The following is a 17882-nucleotide window of genomic DNA, read 5'->3' as shown; positions in this document are numbered from 1 at the left end:
ATTATATGACAGGTGAAAAAGTGTCCTTAGAAGCTCTGCTTGGTGATCTGCCTGAGCCCGGACCAGGACCAATTAATTCGGTGCTGTTGAAACAGGAGGTTCATGAAGGCTACCGCCTGGAATCGCTGCTGCTTGATTTGAACGGAGTAGAGCGGGTACCGGCTTCTGTTGCGAAGCCGCTTGAAGGGGATGGCCCCTTTCCGCTTGTGCTGTTCAATCACTCGCATGGCGGGGACTACACGAATGGCCGCAAGGAATTGGTCCGCAGCAGCCCGTATCTGCAGCAGCCTTCGTTTGCCAAGACACTAACGGATATGGGGTACACGGTCTGCTGCATTGACATGTGGGGCTTCAATGAGCGCGGCGGCAAGAGTGAAAGCGAACTGGTGAAGGAAATGCTCTGGCAGGGGAAAGTCCTGTGGGGTATGATGCTGTACGACAGCCGCCGGATGCTGGATTATATGTGTTCCCGCCCCGACATCGATGCTTCCAGAATCGGAACGGTCGGCATGTCCATGGGCGGCCTTATGGCCTGGTGGCTGGCTGCACTGGATGAACGGATCAAGGTAACGGTCGATATCTGCGGGCAGGTAGATGCCCAGACCTTAATCGCCAAGCGGGGGCTGGATCATCACGGCTTCTACTCTTACGTCCCCGGATTGCTTAAGTATTATACGACCCTGGACATTCAGCAGCGGATTGTTCCGCGGGCGCGGATGAGCTTGAACGGCAGGAGCGACCGGATGTGTCCAGCCGAGGGGGTCAGCCTGCTCGCGGATGGCCTTGCCGAAGCATACCGGAAGGCCGGGCATCCGGAGCACTGGCAGAATGTTACGGCTACCGGAGGCCATATGGAGACACTGGAAATGCGTGTGGCCTGGCAGTCTTTTTTGGCGGAGCATCTGTAGGGGAACTTATGGAGGAGCCCGAAAGCTTTCGGTAGCTTCCGGAAATTGATGGGGAAGCATGATCGGGATTGGGATAAATAGGGATGTTATTGATTGAACGGCTTGATGAATTTATCGTCCTTAACATTCATTGAAACTAAAGGTTTTCATCCTCATTACGCTTCAGAAAAGTATTTCCGAGCAGGTAGTTGGATTTCGTCCACCTAATTTAAGAAATTATGATGATTTAGAGGTTTTAGATGGATTTTCTCCATTTAATTCGGTTCATATCCTGCTCAATAGGTGAATTCGGAATAATTAAATGGAGATTTTCCAACTAACCTCTTGATGCTGGTGCTTGAGAGAGAACGAAGTGGAGAAATTCCACTTAGATTATTCACTCTATGTACTATTAATATCGTTTTCCTTACAAAAGAAATTGCTATACAAGAATTTTGGAAGGTGGGCACTATAAAATGACTGCTATTATCAGAAATCCGGTCTTGCCCGGATTTAATCCGGACCCGTGTATCCTGCGTGTCGGGGAGACCTATTATATTGCTGTCTCATCGTTTGAGTGGCTGCCCGGAATCCGGGTATACCAGTCCGGCAATCTGGCAGAGTGGGAGCATTGTACAGATATTCTTACCTCACAGGTTGATCTGAGGGGGAATCCGAAGAACGGCAGCATCTGGGCGCCGCAGCTCAGCTATCATGATAATCTGTTCTACCTGCTGTATACGGATGTTAAGAGTACCAAACGCCCGTTCAAAGACTGCCACAATTATCTGATGACGGCACCTTCTATGGAGGGCCCGTGGTCGGAGCCGGTCTATCTGAACAGCAGCGGTTTTGATCCTTCCCTGTTCCATGATACTGACGGCCGCAAATGGCTGCTGAATGCCCTGTGGGATTACCGCATTCTAGAAGGTAATAAATCCAGCGGTATTGTGATGCAGGAGTATGACCCTGCGGAGCAGAAGCTGACCGGCCAGCCGGTCAAGCTGTTCGACTGTACACCGCTGAAGAAGACCGAGGCGCCGCATATTTACAAACAAAACGGCTACTACTACCTGATCACCGCCGAAGGCGGAACGGGTTCAGGTCATGCGGTAACCGTGGCCCGTTCCCCGGAGCTTGCTGGCCCTTATGAAGTAGATCCGCTTAATCCGATGCTCACCTCGCGGAATAATCCTGAATTGCCGCTGCAGTGTGCCGGGCACGGCAGCCTGGTGCAGACGCCGGGCGGGCAGTGGTATATGGCTCACCTCTGTACCCGTCCGGTGGACGGGAAATATGCCATTCTGGGGCGTGAGACTGCGCTGCAGCAGGTGTATTGGGACGAAGAGGGCTGGCTGCGGCTCAGCGCCGGCGGCAATGAGCCGCAGCTGGAGCTTCCGGCACCGGACGGCGTGAACGCCGCGAAAGAACCGGTCCGAGCAAAATTGTTTGAAGACAGCTTTGACGGTCCGCAGCTGAAGAAAGAGTGGAATACACTGCGGATTCTCGCAGACGACAGCTGGTGCTCGCTGAAGGAGCGGCCCGGTTATCTCCGGATCACGGCAGGAGAATCGGTGCAAAGCTTGTTCAGGCATCATATCCTGGCCATCCGGCAAAGTGATATCAGCTTCCGTGCAGAGACGACACTTGAATATGAACCGCGCAATTATCTGCAGATGGCCGGACTGATGCTGTATTTAAATGACGAGAATTATCTCTATGCCTATGTAACATACGAGCAGGAGCAGGGCCGGGTGCTGCGGCTGATGAAATGCGCTGCGGATAGCTTCAGCTATGAACCCGAAGCTATCCCGCTTACCGGAGATAAGCCGGTTCATCTGGCTGTATCGGCTGAGGGCGCTGCCGGGCAATTCTACTATCGTACCGGTGATGAAGCGGAGTGGACCCCGCTGTACTCGAAGCAGGAGCTCGGCTTCCTCTCCGGCGGATTTACCGGCAATTTCGTCGGCATTGCTGCGCATGACATGGGGCAATTCGCCGGAAGCTACGCCGATTTTTCCCGTTTCCGGTATGAAGGCAAAGATCAATAGAACATACGAATAGCAGTGGGATGAACGGTGGATGCGCCGGTCATCCTTTTTGCTTTTTACTGATTAGCGGAGTAATGTGAATAATTGAGAAGTTAATTAAAAGATTATTCTTTAGGAGAGGCGGAATTGAAGATGAACACGAGAATACTAGGCCGTGAAGGGCTGCAGGTATCGGCACTTGGACTTGGCTGTATGGGCATGTCCGATTTCTACAGCGGGCGGGATGATCAGGAGTCAATCCGCACGATCTACCGCGCCTTTGATTTGGGCGTTACCTTCCTGGATACTGCAGATATGTACGGTGTAGGCAAAAACGAAGAGCTGGTCGGCAAAGCAATCAAAGGCCGCCGTAACGATGTCATTATCGCTACCAAGTTTGGCAACGTGCGCAGCGAGGACGGAAGAATGCTCGGGATCAACGGCCGGCCGGAATACGTGAAGTCTGCCTGTGATGCCAGTCTCCGCCGGCTGGGCGTCGATCATATCGATCTCTATTACCAGCACCGGGTGGATCCGAATACCCCGATTGAAGAAACCGTCGGCGCGATGGCAGATTTGGTACAAGCGGGCAAAATCCGCTTCATCGGCTTATCCGAAGCCGGAGCGGGAACGATCCGCCGGGCGCATAGTGTACATCCGGTGTCTGCGCTGCAGACAGAATACTCGCTCTGGAGCCGGGATGTGGAGGATGAAATCCTGCCGGTATGCCGCGAGCTCGGAATCGGCTTCGTGCCTTACAGCCCGCTCGGAAGAGGCTTCCTCACCGGACAGATCCGTTCGTTCGAAGACCTGGCAGAGGATGATTACCGCCGGAATTCCCCGCGTTTCCAGGGCGACAATTTCAACAAGAACCTAGAGCTTGTGCAGCGGATCAAACAGATTGCTGCAGAGCAAGAGGTTCAGCCATCACAGCTGGCATTAGCCTGGCTGCTTGCCCAGGGTGAAGATATTGTGCCGATACCCGGCACCAAGCGGACGAAGTATCTGGAAGAGAATGTTGGAGCACTGGCTATCGGGCTGAGTGAAGCGGATCTGCAGCGGATTAACGAAGTTGCTCCGAAGGGGGCTGCCGCCGGAACCCGCTATCCGGAGCAGGGGATGAAAAGTGTAAGCCTGTAATTCAGCAGGCAGACGTTGAACATTCGACAAAACATGAAAAGCAGCGCTCCCCCTGTTATGGAGGAGCGCTGCTTTTCATGTTTGACAAGCCAAGGGTACCTCGATCAGCCGTTAACGGCTTGCCAGAGACAACCTTGTCGCTATGCACTATTGCTTTTTATGGTCGTTATCTTTCGGTGACACTCTGGCCGGACGGACGACCCAGTTGCTGCGGTTCATCGGCTTTACAGTATCAATCCGCGGATTAGACTCTTCCTGGATGTTTGCAGTAGAGGTCTCCGCCTCTGCGGAGCCCTTTTCCGGATTGCTCCGCTTCGCCAGACCCCCGCCGTTATGCTTGCCTTTGTTCCATACTCTGTTCTTGCCCACACGTTACACTCCATTTCTATATGCTGATTTATCAACCATATCACAATAAGGAAAGTGATGAAAGAACCAGTTAAACCGGGTAATTAAGCGTATAACACGAATTAAATAGGGAGAAAAAGGGGAATATACCTTTTTTAGTAGTGGAAGCATAAAAACGATTTTTTGACAAGTTATAAAATGTACTATTGATATCCTGTACCCGTGCCTATAATGGGATAGAATTGAAAGGAGAGTACCCTGATGCCCATCAAGATTATTACTGATAGCGGTTCCGATTTACCCCTTGAGTATGTTGAGAAGTATGGTGTAACGATCGTACATCTGCCGGTTCATTTCGGGGATGAACTAATGCCTGAGAACACGTCGACCACAGATTTTTATGCTAAGATGGTTAACTCCAAGGAGCTGCCGACTACGGCTAGTCCAAGTCCGCAGAGTTTCCTCGAAAAGTTCAAAGAAGTGGAAGCAGGCACAGATATCATGGTTATCTGCATGTCCTCTAATATCAGCAGTACTTATCAGACCGCAATGATTGCCAAGGAAATGTACGAAGAAGAAGGATTTCCGAACGCAATTGAAATTATAGATTCGAAGAGATTCTCCGGAGGCCTGTCGCTTATTGTGGCAACGGCGGCGAGATTGTCGCTCACTTGCAGCAGTATGGCAGAACTAAAGGAAATGGTGCTTACCCAAATCCGGGAAACAACGGCATACTTCACACTGGATACACTGGAAAATGTCATTAAAGGCGGAAGGCTGAACCGTTTGTCGGGTGCCGTAGCATCCGTGCTGAACATTAAGCTGCTGCTCAAAATCAGCGATGAGGGTATCGTAGAGGTCGTGGAAAAAACACGCGGGCTGCCAAAGGCGCTGAATCATCTGCTGGCAAAGCTGGATGAGAAGTCATTCGATTATGAGAAAGCGGCCATTGCCATCGTCCACAGTAATTGCGAGAAGCTGGCGCTGGAAATCAAAGGCCGGATTCTTGAAAAGCACCCCTTCAAAGAGATTGTTTTCTCCAGCATGGGCTCGGTGATGGGCACTTATGCCGGTGAAGGCGGGATCGGAGTGGCTTTTTAGGCTGCTGCCACCCCAATATAATCCTCTTCAAACCGTACCTGGCCACCTGCCGCTGTACGGTTTTTTTGGGCGATTAGACACTATCATATAGGCATCTGCATAGAATGGAGCAAATCCATTTACGGAGGTCAAACCTTATGCCGACATATAATACGGGTCAGCCATCAACGGTTATTTATCAAGCTGATCCAGCGGTTGTCCAGCATTTGCACGGTGTGCGCGAATCCCTGCACCATTCCTGCAAGCCCTACTTAAACCACAAAGTGAAGGTGCAGACTATTGACGGAATGATGCATGAGGGAATCATTGCCGGTATGGACAGCAAACATATGTACCTGATGGTTACAGTTACTACCGAGACGGCACGCGGGTTCTATAACCCGTACTACCATCCGTATCCGGGAACGGGATATCCATTCCCTGGACCTATAAACAACAACGTTATTTTGCCGCTGGTGCTGTTCGAACTGCTCGCGATTTCTTTGATCTAAACGAATTGACGGCACAGACCACTCAGAAAATAGACATGAACCGGTTCAGCGGCTGTGTGCCGCATGACCGGTCATGTCTGTTTGTGTTTGTAAAGGGTTCATCTGCCCGTCTTAAACTCGCTATTTCTGACAGGACCCGCAAGATGTTAAACTGGGAAGAAAGCAGACTGACCAGAAGAAGGGGGATCCGAATGATTACATACCCGGAGTTCAAACCAGGAGCGGCAATCGGTGTGACTGCATCGTCTTATGGAGTAGGGGAAGGGGGCCGGGAGACGTTTGGCGAGGCAGTTGCCCGGATGAAAGAAAGAGGATATCAGGTGATGCTCGGACAGACTGTGTACAAGCAGAACAAAGCGAAGTCTGCGCCGGGCAAAGAGCGGGGAATAGAGTTCAATCAGATGATGCTGGATGAAGCCGTCGACCTGATCATTCCGCCATGGGGCGGGGAGCTGCTGATTGAAATGCTGGAGTTCATTGATTATGACCGGGTACAGCGAAAGTGGATTCTGGGATTTTCTGATATCAGCCTGCTGCTGCTCACCATTACCTTAAGAACGGGGATAGCAACCGCACATGGACCCAGCTTCGGCGATTTGCGAGGGCAGCAGACGGACGAGACAACAGCGATGTGGCAAAAGGTGCTCGCTACGCCGTCCGGCGGCTCCATTCTCCAGCATTCTTCACAGAAGCATCAGGGAAAAGAGGAGCCGGACGGACCTTCCCCTTATGTTTTTCATTTGAATGCAAAGACCGAATGGAAGACGGTATCAGGAAAAGACGAAGCGATAAAAGGGCGTTTGCTCGGCGGGTGCATAGATATTATCAGACATATCATCGGGACGCCATACGGCGATGTTAAGCGTTTCAGCGAGGAGATTATTCATGGAGAGCCTATAATCTGGTATCTGGAAAACTGTGAGCTGAATACCGTGGATGTCCGCAGATCACTTGTTCAAATGAGACATGCAGGCTGGTTCGATAACTGTTCCGGAATTCTGTTCGGGCGCAGCGGAGGCAATCAGCCGGTTGATAATTATACGGCAGAAGATCTCTACCGTGATCTTTCGGAAGAATTGCAGCTGCCGGTCATTCATGAGATGGATTTCGGACATGTCCCTCCGCAGATGACGCTGATTAATGGTGCCTATGCCGAGGTAGAGGTAGTGAACGGCCAAGGTACCCTAAAGCAATATTTCCGCGAATAGTGAAAATACAGCAAAGAGACAGCCCGGCGGGCTGTCTCTTTGCTGAGCTTGCTGTGGATTTACGTATTCACAATAGCGGTGATTTCCTCATCCAGGTCCAGCCGCACATCTTCCCGGTAGGCACGGATGCCGTATTCACTATGCATGTAGCGGAGAATGGCTTCAATCATATTAGACTCTACAAGATACTGGCTTCGCCCCTGGATCCAGACTTCGGCGGTGTAGCCGGTATCTTCCTCCCAGCTAAGCTCCACCTGCACGTCCTGGACACGTACCGCTTTGCGCTCAGCCATATGCAGGCAGATGGCATTGATGATTTCATCCATACTAAGAACGGTAGTTGGCATTAGTAGCGGCTGTTCCTTTCTTCAAATCTGCGTCTTTCTCTTCTGCGGCGGAAGAAGGACATGATCAGCACCACGACAAGGTAGATGGCGAGCATATTAATCAAGAATCCGAGAATATTACCGAAGGCACCCATCCCGGCGAACATGCTGCCGAAGAGAAAGCCGGCGAGTCCGCCGATCATTAACCCCTTCATTAAGCTCCCGCCGCTGAAGAATCCCCGTTTTGCAGTGGAACCGGCAGTTCCTGCCGTAGTACCTTTGGTGCTATCGCTTTTTTTCACGTTGTCCGTAGTTGATTTTTTGGGAGTCGTGGTAAAGCCGCGGCTTCCGGATTTGAACCCTCCGCGTCTCGCATCTGCGAAATCGGGAACGGTAACAGCAAAGAACAGGGTAAAAGCCATTACGATCATCATTACACGTTTCATGGATTTCATTTAGTACAAGTACCCTCCTAAAGGTTGTCTTGAATTTTTGTGGTTCTGTCCAGTAATACGTAGTATGCCCTAGGAGGTTTCAATTTTAATTAAAATTACTACGAATTAATACGCACCTGAAGTCAGTTTAGACAAAAAAAGTGCGTGGACTGAGGTCCACGCAAACAGCAGTTTCAGAGAGTTGCCTTGTTCTCCACATACCCGTCCGAGACAAGTTCAAGCGCTCCGGTAGCCGGATCAATGATCATGCCATGCACAGGAATGTTTGGGGGGAGTAAGGGATGGCGCTTAATCAGCTCCACAGTCTGAATTACCCCTTCTTCCACATTGTCAAACCCGCGCAGCCATTTGGTTAGTTTAATTCCTGAGTTCTCCAGAGTGGACAGCACTTCTTCGGAAACACCGCGTTCCTTAATCGAATTGATCATTTTGTCCGCGTTCAGTGAAGCCATGCCGCATTCATGGTGTCCGACCACAACCACTTCATCCGCATCCAGTTCGTACAGTGCAACCATTACGCTGCGCATTACCGATCCGAAAGGCTGGGAGATGATCGCACCGGCGTTTTTGATGATTTTGACATCACCATTTTTGAAATTCATCGCTTTCGGCAAAAGCTCTACCAGCCGTGTATCCATACACGTGATGATGATCATTTTTTTATCCGGAAAGCGGCTGGTCAGATAGGCTTCATATTCCTTTTTCTCTACAAAGTTCTTATTAAAATTCAAAATATCCGATATTTGAGTCATGATCATTCTTCCTCCTAAAAGTTTTTGTGTGTATCTTCTTTAGCGTACTTCCTACACAACTCGCTTCAAAAGCGTACACTTAAAAGTATTTATTGAGCCTTAACGTATGTACGTAAGGTCTAACGGGCTGTTGTTTCGCAGCTACTTCCTGCAGGACTTGAGGATACTCAGGTGCCGTCAAGCCTCTCCTTCAGCTTCCTCTCTGCCAGCGGCGTAACTTGAATGTTCATGTTCTGTTCACGCTCCTTGAGTATGAGTGATTAGATGAAATATTTCAAATTTGAAGCTGAATGCTTTGAAATGATTATACGGATTATAATTAACACACGTCAATATCCCCGAATATTCCTAGATTCTTCATAATGCCGATCGTTATAACATCTTTGAAAAATATTTTGGAGACTCAGAAAAGCCCTGCCGGTCATAAAAGCGGTGCGCGTCATTTCTGCGGGAATGACAATGAACCTGAATTCTGTCGCAGTTTCTTTGTTTAGCGACCCTGCTGGCATACTCTTCAATTTTTTGGCCGATTCCTTTACCTCTTGTGGTTTCATCAACGATAAGATAGCTTATGCAGGCAATATCCCCTATAAGTGCTAACTGGGGAATAAAATGCAACGAAATACAGGCAGCCACGCGTCCTTCATCTTCATAAACCATCAGCATTTCATCAGGATGAGCAAGCAGCCTTTCTATATTTTCTTTAATAAAGGACCCGGTATTTGAGTAGCCCAGCTGATCCAACAATTCAGATATCTCTCTCGAATCCTCAACCCGTGCGTGTCTGATCATATCCTCACTCCTTATATTGCTTCCCAGAATTAGCATTACTATAGCCCTCTGTAAATTTGGAGTCCAGTACCACGACTGTTTGATTTTTGGGTCTTCTGGTCGGAAAGACACTTCATGCTGCTCCAGGTACCAGGCGCGGTTGATTATACTGATCTAAAAAAGTATCATCAAGAGGAGTCAGCAAAACAGAGAAAGCAGGTGCGTAGGAATGGAACAAGCAGTAAAAGAAGAATGGGAGAAATTTCAGGAGCTTTTATCCAAAATCAGCGGCTATAACGAAGCTATCGGACTCCTTCATTGGGATTTGCGCACAGGTGCGCCGCGAAAGGGAGTAGAGGTCCGTTCGGGAACGATCGGCATGCTCTCCGGAGAACTGTTCAGACTGGAGACATCATCGGAGATGGGCGAGTTCACTAAATTTTTCAGCCGTCCTGACGTTGCGAACCAGTTAAGTGATGCCCAGAACAAAATCGTTAAGGACTGCCTCAAGGAATATGAACGCAGCAAGAGCATTCCATCCAAAAAATTCGAGGAGTACTCCGTTCTGGCAGCCCATTCCGAGAGCATGTGGGAAGAAGCCAAGGAAAATGATGATTTTGCTTCCTTTGAGCCTTATTTAAGCAAAATTGTCGCCTTCAAACAGGAATTTATTGATTACTGGGGTGTCAAGGATACACGCTATGATACGCTGCTTGATATGTACGAGCCCGATTTGACTGTCGCCAAAGTAGATGAAATCTTCGGCCGCCTCCGCGCCCGCCTGGTGCCGCTCGTAGAGGCGATTAGTGCTTCCCCTAACAAGCCTGATACCGAATTTCTGAGCCAAATCTATGCCAAAGAGCAGCAGGAGAAATTCGGCCTGTTCGTACTGGAGCAGATGGGCTATGACTTTGAAGCAGGACGCCTTGATGAAAGTGTGCATCCGTTCGCTACCGGACTCAATCCGGGCGATGTGCGCATTACGACCAATTATTTGCTCGATAATGTAACAAGCGCGATTTTCAGCTCGCTGCATGAAGGCGGACACGCCCTGTATGAGCAAAATATCAGCAAGGATCTGGTTGGTACTCCGCTCGCTACCGGCACCTCCATGGGAATCCATGAATCCCAGTCGAGACTGTGGGAGAATATGATCGGCCGCAGCCGTGCTTTCTGGCAGCGTTACTATGGTGATCTGCAGCAGCATTTCCCTGAGCAGCTGGCGAATGTTGAAGTGGAGCAGTTTTACCGCGCGATCAACAGTGTAGCGAATTCGTTTATCCGGATTGAAGCTGACGAGCTGACGTATAACCTGCACATCATTGTCCGTTATGAAATTGAAAAGCTTATTTTCAATGAAGGCCTTGAGGTTAAGGATCTCCCTAAGGTCTGGAATGCCAAATATCAGGAATACCTGGGTATCACCCCGCCTTCCAATGCACTGGGCGTACTGCAGGATGTTCACTGGTCCGGCGGCGACTTCGGTTATTTTGCTTCCTACTCGCTGGGGAATATGTATGCGGCACAGATTCTGAATACGCTCCGCAAAGAGCTTCCGGAGTTTGACAGCCTGATTGCTGAAGGCAATCTGCTGCCAATTAAGGAATGGCTGACGGAAAAAATCTACCGCTTCGGCAAAAGCCTGACCCCTTCGCAAATTATCGAGCAGGTAACCGGCGAGCCGCTGAACCCGGATTATCTGGCCGATTATCTGGAAGCGAAATATACGGAGCTCTACAAACTGTAATCCGGCTGCCAAACACGTTATAATAGAAGGAAACGCAAACGGAAGGATTTTTGTGATGGCAAATACTTATACTTACAGCCGCAGGGAAGAGGTAGCGAATGCAATTACGCATGGTATCGGTACGGTACTCAGTGTAGCTGCGCTTGTCCTGCTCGTTGTTTTTGCCAGCCTGAAGGGAACGGCCTGGCATGTGGTCAGCTTCTCCATTTACGGGACGACGATGCTGCTTCTGTATCTCAATTCCACACTGGTGCATAGTCTGCGGGAGGGCAAAGCTAAGGATTTATTCGAATTCCTTGACCATTCCTCGATTTATCTGTTTATTGCCGGCACCTATACGCCCTTCCTGCTAGTGGCGATCCGGGGGACACTGGGCTGGAGCTTATTCGGCATCGTCTGGGGTGTGGCACTTTTCGGAGTACTGTTCAAAGCTTTCTTCGTCAAAAAATTTCTGTTCATGTCTACGATCTTTTACATCGCCATGGGCTGGCTGATCGTCATCGCCTGGAATCCGCTCTCGGCGTCTGTGGCCGGAGGCGGCATGACGCTGCTTATGGCCGGGGGGATCTTATATACGCTCGGAACAGTTTTTTATGTATGGAGAGGCTTTCCGTTCCATCATGCAGTATGGCATATCTTCGTGCTTGCGGGTAGTGTGACTCACTTCTTCGCTGTCCTGATATACCTGCTGCCGATCCGCTAATTGCAGTGAAATAGCCTCTAAATGATACATTTTGCACACAAAAAAAGATGACAAGCAAAAAGGCTTGACATCTTTCTTTGTTTTCGGTATCATAAGGGACGTTGTGAAGCTGTAAAGTGTTTTTCCTTGACGAAGGGAGTGCCCTTAATGAGTCAGGAGAATAGGCTCGAGAAAACAAACCGGATCAACCTGTTATTCGCATTCTATGAACGGCTGCTTACTGATAAACAGCAAACGTTTCTGAAATATTATTTCCACGATGATTTCTCCCTGGGAGAGATCGCTGCGGAATTTGCAATCAGCCGGCAGGCCGTGTATGAGCATATCAAACGTGCCGAGCAGGTGCTGGAGAATTATGAAGAGAAACTTGGCCTATTAGCCAAACATGAAGACCGTAACCGATATTTAGAAGAACTGCGCAGACTGCCGGATAATGGAATGCTGCCTGAGCAATATAATCAGCGGTTCACGGAGCTCGTGGATCGTCTGCAGAGGTTAGAGTAGCATGAAGGGAGACAGCCGCATATGGCATTTGAAGGTTTAAGCGGAAGATTGCAGAATGTGTTCAGCAAGCTGCGCGGCAAAGGTAAAGTATCCGAAGATGACGTAAACGAAGCCATGCGCGAAGTGCGGCTGGCGCTTCTGGAAGCCGATGTTAACTTCAAAGTAGTCAAGGACTTCGTGTCCAAGGTGAAGGAGAAGTCCATTGGCAAGGAAGTAATGGACAGCTTTACTCCCGGCATGGTTATCATCGACATCGTTAATAAGGAACTGACCGAGCTGATGGGCGGAAGCCAGGCGAAGCTGGCCAAGTCGAACAAGCCGCCGACCGTGATTATGATGGCGGGTCTGCAAGGGGCCGGTAAGACGACCACTTCAGGCAAGCTGGCCAAGCTGCTGCAGAAGGGCAATCACCGCCCGCTGCTTGTAGCTGGCGACATATATCGTCCGGCTGCGATCAAGCAGCTGCAGGTGCTGGGCGAACAGATTAAGGTTCCTGTATTCGCATTAGGGGATCAGGTTAGTCCGGTAGAGATTGCCAGACAAGCTGTCCAGCATGCAAAGGACAATAACCTGGATTATGTCATCATCGATACCGCAGGCCGCCTGCATATTGATGAAGCACTGATGGATGAGCTGAAGCAGATCCACACGGTTGTTAATCCGGATGAAGTATTGCTTGTAGTCGATGCCATGACCGGTCAGGATGCCGTCAACGTAGCCGACAGCTTCAACAAGCAGCTTGAGCTTACCGGTGTCGTACTGACGAAGCTCGATGGCGACACCCGCGGTGGTGCGGCGTTGTCCGTCAAGGCCGTAACCGGCTGTCCGATCAAATTCGCTGCACTGGGCGAGAAGATCGACGCGCTGGAGCCGTTCCATCCGGAGCGGATGGCTTCGCGGATTCTCGGTATGGGCGACATGCTCTCCCTGATCGAGAAGGCTCAAGCCAATATCGATACCGAAAAAGCGAAGGAAATGGAACGTAAGATGCGCAATGCGGAATTTACGTTCGATGATTTCCTGGAGCAGATGGATCAGGTTAAGAAGCTTGGACCGATCGACCAGATTCTCGATATGCTGCCTGGCATGAACAAAGCCAAGGGCGTAAAGGACCTCAAGGTTGACGACAAGCAGATGGGCCGCGTTGAGGCAATTGTTCATTCCATGACCAAAGCCGAGAAAGCCCAGCCCGAGATCATTAACCACAACCGCCGCAAGCGTATTGCTGCCGGCAGCGGAACGAACGTCGCCGAGGTTAACCGCCTCATCAAGCAATTCGATGAGATGCGCAAGATGATGAAGCAGTTCTCCGGCATGATGGGCGGCGGAGGCAAGGGCGGCAAGAAAAACGCCATGAAGCAGCTTAAGAGTCTTGGCGGTAAGGGCGGCATGAAGTTCCCGTTCCGTTAATCCTAAGGTTTTGATCTTAATCTTTTGATCTTTACCAGATCAGACATAGTACAACATCAGATGATCAAACAGGTTTTGGTCTTAATGTTTCATTAGATCAGACATAGTACAACATCAGATGATCAAGACGCTTTTGATCTTAATCTTTTGACCTTAAGTCCTTAATCTTTAAAGTAGAAGTTTGTGTTAAACCAGTCCCCAGGTACCGCCGTAGTTAAGCGGGTCCCGTTAGGGACGAAAAGCGATCCTGCTCCATCATCCCAAGATCCCGCCAGTCTGAACACTTACGCCAGTTGCACTTAAGCGGGTGTCCAGAGGGCAAGGCCCTTGGGGCCCTCCCTTGGAAGGGAGGGTTTGGGAGGGATCGAAAAAAGGTTTACCCTAAACTTCTTCCCAATATTTCGATACTTTTTTAAGGAGGTGAATTTCGTGGCAGTACGTATTCGTTTGAAAAGAATGGGTGCACATAAAGCGCCTTTCTACCGTGTAGTGGTTTCCGATTCCCGGTCCCCTCGTGACGGTCGTTTTATCGAGGAAATCGGTTACTATAATCCGATTGAACAACCGGCAGTAGTTAAGATCGATGAGGAAAAAGCTCTTAAATGGCTTCAAACAGGTGCACAAGCATCTGATACCGTCCGCAACTTGCTTTCCAAAGCAGGCGTGATGAAGAAGTTCCATGAGTCGAAGCAACAGAAATAATGACTGATTGCGAGGGTCCTCTATGGAAGAATTAGTTGGAGTTATTGCTAAGGCTTTAGTGGATCATCCAGAAGATGTGACGGTGCGGACTGTGGAGAAGGATCACCTGATTGTTTATGAGCTCTCTGTACATCCTGATGATGTCGGTAAGGTCATCGGCAAGCAGGGGCGGATCGCCAAGGCACTCCGCACAGTAGTTACATCCGCAGCAGTCAAGAGCGATAAACGCGTGACCGTAGATATTTTATCTTAATCGATGCGCACAATGAGGGGCTAGGGATAGTATATCCCGGCTCCTTTTTGGTTCAAATATAGAAGTGAATAGATAAAGGAGTGGGTAAAATGGCGGAAGAACTTACGGTAGGCAGGCTGGTCAATACGCATGGCATTCGCGGGGAGATCAAAATCTTGTCGCATACCGATTTTCCGGACGTGCGGTTCGCACCCGGTAAAAAACTGCTGCTTATTCCGGCAGATGGAAGCCCGAAATTCGAGGTTATTGTAGAATCAGCGAAAGAGCACAAGGGGATGTATATTGCCAAGCTGAAGGGTTACACCAACATTAATCAGATTGAGAAGTACAAAGGCAGCCTGCTAAAGGTTCCCGGCGACGATCTGGTGGAGCTTCCGGAGAACGAATATTACTTCCATCACATTGTCGGCTGTGAAGTCTACACAGATGAAGACGGAAGCAAGCCGTTAGGTACGATTACAGATATCCTGCAGCCGGGGGCGAATGATGTCTGGGTAGTAAAGCCTGCTAAGGGCCAGGACATTCTGATTCCGGTGATCAATGATGTCGTGCTGGATGTGGATATCGCCGCCAAAAAGATCACCGTTCACCTGATGGAAGGGCTGCTGCCATGATGAGAATTGATGTGCTGACGCTCTTCCCGGATATGTGTGAGGGCGTATTTAGCACAAGCATTCTTGGCAAAGCGCGCGAAAAAGGGATCGTCTCACTGAACGCGGTCAATTTCCGCGACTTCTCAGGCAACAAGCATAATACGGTGGACGATACGCCGTATGGCGGAGGCGGAGGCATGGTGCTGAAGCCGGATCCGATTTTTGCGGCGGTGGAGCATGTTCTGGAGAGTGTGCAGGAAGAGAGCAGTCTGAAGGGCCAGGATTCAGAGATAGTAGAGGAACCTGCTGCAGCTGACCCGGTGAAGCCGCGGATTATCCTGATGTGCCCGCAAGGGCAGACCTATAACCAGCAGATCGCCGAGGAATTGGCCCGGGAAAAGCATCTCATCTTTATCTGCGGCCATTATGAAGGTTATGATGAGCGGATCAGAGAGCATCTGGTGACAGATGAGCTGTCCATCGGGGATTATGTACTGACCGGCGGAGAACTCCCTGCGCTGACCGTTATTGATTCGGTGGTCCGGCTGCAGCCGGGAGCGCTTGGAAATGAGACCTCGGCCATAACGGATTCCTTCAGTACAGGCCTCTTGGAGTATCCGCATTATACACGTCCTGCGGAATTCCGCGGCTGGAAGGTGCCGGATATACTGCTCAGCGGACATCATGCCAATATCGAGCTTTGGCGGCGCGAGCAGGCGCTTAAGCGTACGCTGGAGCGCAGGCCGGATCTGCTGGATACCGCCGGGCTTACGGCAAAGGACCGGAAGACGCTCGATATACTCAGAGAGCAGCTGGGACAGCCTTGAGCCTATTTTTTATAGAAGTTGTCATATCTGACGTCTTTTTAACGTATATTACGTTGAGGAGGCGTTTTTTGTTATGTCCAGATGGTTATATAAATCTCAGTAGAGAAAAGCTAGACACAGAAACATCACAAAAAAATACGAGCAAATGTGCGTTGGTATCCTTATTTTAGGGTAATGAATAGAGGTGCCGCAAAAACACTCTCAACTTAGACGCAGCTAGCTCAACAATCGAAAGGAATGAACACAAGTGACTACGAATACGCATGAACAACTCAAGCCAGACGTGGACACTGTCCACAAGGAAGCGGAGCCGCTCCGCACCGTTAACGATATCATCGAGTTTTATACTAATCGTAAATCGTAACTTACAATAGGATGGCACAAAGAAACTTTAAAGAGGTACCCGGCGGGTGCAGCTTTAAAGTTTTTTTGTGCTGATGTATAGCAGAAGGCACAAAAAAAGACCGTCCGAAGACGGTCTCTCTACCCGAGGCGCTTTTTGTTACTTTGATCCGTATCCCGCGCCACCAAGACTTAAGTTCAGCCGTTGGTCCGGGTAAGGGATACGTTCAGCATGTCATGCTTGATGTGAACGCACCTCCTTTCCTTGTGCCAAGAGTATAGCACAGCCTTTCTCGAAAATCTATAAAAATTTATTAATAGTTTTAAATAAATTTCCGCTTGAATGTAAGCATTTTCTGGAGTATATATAAATATAGATACATTATACTTATCCGTCGGGGTATGGCGCAGCCTGGTAGCGCGCACCCTTGGGGTGGGTGAGGTCGCAGGTTCAAATCCTGTTACTCCGATAACCAAAAAAACCGCTTTCTGCAGGATTCTGGAATCCTTGCGGAAAGCGGTTTTTGACGTTTGGAATGGTTGGTTATTCTACCGTATCCCTGCTGCGTTTGAGCTGGAAGAGGCCGGTAACCAGCGAATACGTTCCTACGGCCAGAAGCGCTACAATTGCCCATGTATAGTGACGTACCGAGTAGGTGAGGGACGCGAACATGATGAATATGGCGATGCGAAGGACCCCTTCATTCATAAATCTTCTGCTTGCTGTGCTCATGATTGCTGCCTCCTCAAATTAGTTATATTGGTTGATAAACTAGCCCGAAAGCGTTTGTATTATTTGTTTTCATTATAAACCTTTTCTTTAGAAAAAGACACACTTTGTTCACAAGTACTTTATTTCACAATAATTTCACATGGTGCATTAAATTCACAAAGAATTCACCGTGAGGTAGGCCGAAAATTATTAAGCCCAGCTTCCGCATCTCTGTACCCTTGCCGTTGCCGCTTTATCACGGACCTCATAAAATACAGCAAACGAAGGAGGAGGGATACTCTGGTGGAAGCTTATTACAACTGTCTGCACTGCAAAAATAAAAGGGTGCGGATTATGACTACGGACGGAAAGCGGTACGAGGGAATTGTTGTCGACGTCGACAGAAATAACGTGTATCTGAAAACCAAAGGAAACGGCCGCATGAAGACATCTGCTTTTTATCCTGGAAGCTATTATGGCGGGTACTACGGATACGGCAGCGAAATTCTAACCTTGAGTCTGTTTACACTGCTGGCAATTGCACTTATTTAAATGAAAAAAACGGGCTTTCCCAAGTTGA

The 17882-nt window shown here is 49.4% G+C and carries 21 protein-coding genes and 1 tRNA gene; 16 read left to right on the top strand and 6 right to left on the bottom strand.

The genetic code is table 11. The features are described 5' to 3' along the window. Positions 1–5 precede the first annotated feature (5 nt). The 3 genes from QU597_RS17355 to QU597_RS17345 all read left to right on the top strand — a co-directional run bounded on the left by QU597_RS17355 (position 6) and on the right by QU597_RS17345 (position 4057). Entirely contained in the window at positions 6–908 is a 903-nt protein-coding gene (locus QU597_RS17355; protein ID WP_310829118.1) for a dienelactone hydrolase family protein, read from the top strand. Between the two features lie 455 nt (positions 909–1363). After that, complete coding sequence (locus tag QU597_RS17350; RefSeq protein ID WP_310829117.1) at positions 1364–2938, top strand: glycoside hydrolase family 43 protein; 1575 nt, start codon at positions 1364–1366, stop codon at positions 2936–2938. A gap of 132 nt (positions 2939–3070) precedes the next feature. Further along, on the top strand, positions 3071–4057 hold the full coding sequence (locus QU597_RS17345) for an aldo/keto reductase (protein ID WP_310829116.1): 987 nt from the start codon (positions 3071–3073) through the stop codon (positions 4055–4057). A gap of 147 nt (positions 4058–4204) precedes the next feature. On the opposite strand, the gene QU597_RS17340 is transcribed toward QU597_RS17345, so the two are convergent. Continuing rightward, positions 4205–4426: a hypothetical protein gene (locus QU597_RS17340; protein WP_310829115.1), complete on the bottom strand. Its 222-nt coding sequence runs from the start codon at positions 4424–4426 to the stop codon at positions 4205–4207. 240 nt (positions 4427–4666) lie between these two features. On the opposite strand from QU597_RS17340, the gene QU597_RS17335 reads away from it, so the two are divergent. The 3 genes from QU597_RS17335 (at position 4667) to QU597_RS17325 (ending at position 7205) form a co-directional block, all read left to right on the top strand. Further along, positions 4667–5506 (top strand): DegV family protein, encoded by an 840-nt coding sequence (locus tag QU597_RS17335; RefSeq protein ID WP_310829114.1) that lies wholly within the window; start codon positions 4667–4669, stop codon positions 5504–5506. A gap of 137 nt (positions 5507–5643) precedes the next feature. Next, a complete protein-coding gene (locus tag QU597_RS17330; protein ID WP_310829113.1) occupies positions 5644–5997 on the top strand; it encodes a hypothetical protein in 354 nt (117 codons plus the stop codon). A gap of 191 nt (positions 5998–6188) precedes the next feature. Next, positions 6189–7205 carry a S66 family peptidase gene (locus QU597_RS17325; protein WP_310829112.1) on the top strand — a complete coding sequence of 339 codons (1017 nt, stop codon included), beginning with the start codon at positions 6189–6191 and terminating at the stop codon, positions 7203–7205. A gap of 59 nt (positions 7206–7264) precedes the next feature. Here the strand turns inward: QU597_RS17325 and QU597_RS17320 are convergent, their stop codons facing one another. The 4 genes from QU597_RS17320 to QU597_RS17305 form a co-directional block, all read right to left on the bottom strand. Next, positions 7265–7552, bottom strand: a complete 288-nt coding sequence (locus tag QU597_RS17320; RefSeq protein WP_054941114.1) for a YxcD family protein — start codon at positions 7550–7552, stop codon at positions 7265–7267. Beyond that, on the bottom strand, positions 7552–7986 hold the full coding sequence (locus tag QU597_RS17315; RefSeq protein ID WP_206100635.1) for a hypothetical protein: 435 nt from the start codon (positions 7984–7986) through the stop codon (positions 7552–7554). The genes QU597_RS17320 and QU597_RS17315 overlap by 1 nt, the downstream gene beginning before the upstream one ends. 173 nt (positions 7987–8159) lie before the next feature. Next, positions 8160–8738, bottom strand: coding sequence for a beta-class carbonic anhydrase (locus QU597_RS17310; protein WP_310829111.1), 579 nt, complete (start codon positions 8736–8738; stop codon positions 8160–8162). Between the two features lie 372 nt (positions 8739–9110). Beyond that, the gene (locus QU597_RS17305) at positions 9111–9530 is read right to left on the bottom strand and encodes a GNAT family N-acetyltransferase (RefSeq protein WP_310829110.1); all 420 of its coding nucleotides are present in this window, start codon (positions 9528–9530) and stop codon (positions 9111–9113) included. 208 nt (positions 9531–9738) lie between these two features. Between QU597_RS17305 and QU597_RS17300 the strand changes: the two genes are divergently transcribed. The 9 genes from QU597_RS17300 to QU597_RS17260 all read left to right on the top strand — a co-directional run bounded on the left by QU597_RS17300 (position 9739) and on the right by QU597_RS17260 (position 17060). After that, positions 9739–11256: a carboxypeptidase M32 gene (locus QU597_RS17300; RefSeq protein WP_310829109.1), complete on the top strand. Its 1518-nt coding sequence runs from the start codon at positions 9739–9741 to the stop codon at positions 11254–11256. A gap of 55 nt (positions 11257–11311) precedes the next feature. Then, complete coding sequence (gene trhA / locus QU597_RS17295; protein ID WP_310829108.1) at positions 11312–11959, top strand: PAQR family membrane homeostasis protein TrhA; 648 nt, start codon at positions 11312–11314, stop codon at positions 11957–11959. A gap of 147 nt (positions 11960–12106) precedes the next feature. Beyond that, positions 12107–12463 (top strand): putative DNA-binding protein, encoded by a 357-nt coding sequence (locus QU597_RS17290; protein WP_236331104.1) that lies wholly within the window; start codon positions 12107–12109, stop codon positions 12461–12463. A gap of 21 nt (positions 12464–12484) precedes the next feature. Beyond that, positions 12485–13873, top strand: a complete 1389-nt coding sequence (ffh, locus tag QU597_RS17285) for a signal recognition particle protein (protein WP_236331102.1) — start codon at positions 12485–12487, stop codon at positions 13871–13873. A gap of 429 nt (positions 13874–14302) precedes the next feature. Continuing rightward, positions 14303–14575, top strand: coding sequence for a 30S ribosomal protein S16 (gene rpsP, locus QU597_RS17280; protein ID WP_054941109.1), 273 nt, complete (start codon positions 14303–14305; stop codon positions 14573–14575). Between the two features lie 22 nt (positions 14576–14597). Next, a complete protein-coding gene (locus QU597_RS17275) occupies positions 14598–14828 on the top strand; it encodes a KH domain-containing protein (RefSeq protein ID WP_019910364.1) in 231 nt (76 codons plus the stop codon). An 89-nt stretch (positions 14829–14917) separates the two neighbouring features. Then, positions 14918–15442: a ribosome maturation factor RimM gene (gene rimM, locus QU597_RS17270; RefSeq protein WP_310829107.1), complete on the top strand. Its 525-nt coding sequence runs from the start codon at positions 14918–14920 to the stop codon at positions 15440–15442. Further along, a complete protein-coding gene (trmD, locus tag QU597_RS17265) occupies positions 15442–16248 on the top strand; it encodes a tRNA (guanosine(37)-N1)-methyltransferase TrmD (RefSeq protein ID WP_310833346.1) in 807 nt (268 codons plus the stop codon). Before rimM ends, trmD begins: the two co-directional genes overlap by 1 nt. Positions 16249–16986: 738 nt before the next feature. Beyond that, positions 16987–17060: transfer RNA gene (locus tag QU597_RS17260), tRNA-Pro, on the top strand. A gap of 74 nt (positions 17061–17134) precedes the next feature. On the opposite strand, the gene QU597_RS17255 is transcribed toward QU597_RS17260, so the two are convergent. Then, positions 17135–17323 (bottom strand): hypothetical protein, encoded by a 189-nt coding sequence (locus QU597_RS17255; protein ID WP_206100626.1) that lies wholly within the window; start codon positions 17321–17323, stop codon positions 17135–17137. A gap of 282 nt (positions 17324–17605) precedes the next feature. Here QU597_RS17255 and QU597_RS17250 point away from each other — a divergent pair, with 282 nt between their 5' ends. Further along, the gene (locus QU597_RS17250) at positions 17606–17854 is read left to right on the top strand and encodes an LSm family protein (protein ID WP_206100624.1); all 249 of its coding nucleotides are present in this window, start codon (positions 17606–17608) and stop codon (positions 17852–17854) included. Positions 17855–17882 lie beyond the last annotated feature (28 nt).

This window comes from Paenibacillus pedocola (assembly GCF_031599675.1).
GTDB lineage: Bacteria > Bacillota > Bacilli > Paenibacillales > Paenibacillaceae > Paenibacillus_AQ > Paenibacillus_AQ pedocola.
The sequence above is the reverse complement of the archived record's forward strand: the minus strand, read 5'-3'. Positions and strand labels throughout refer to the sequence as shown.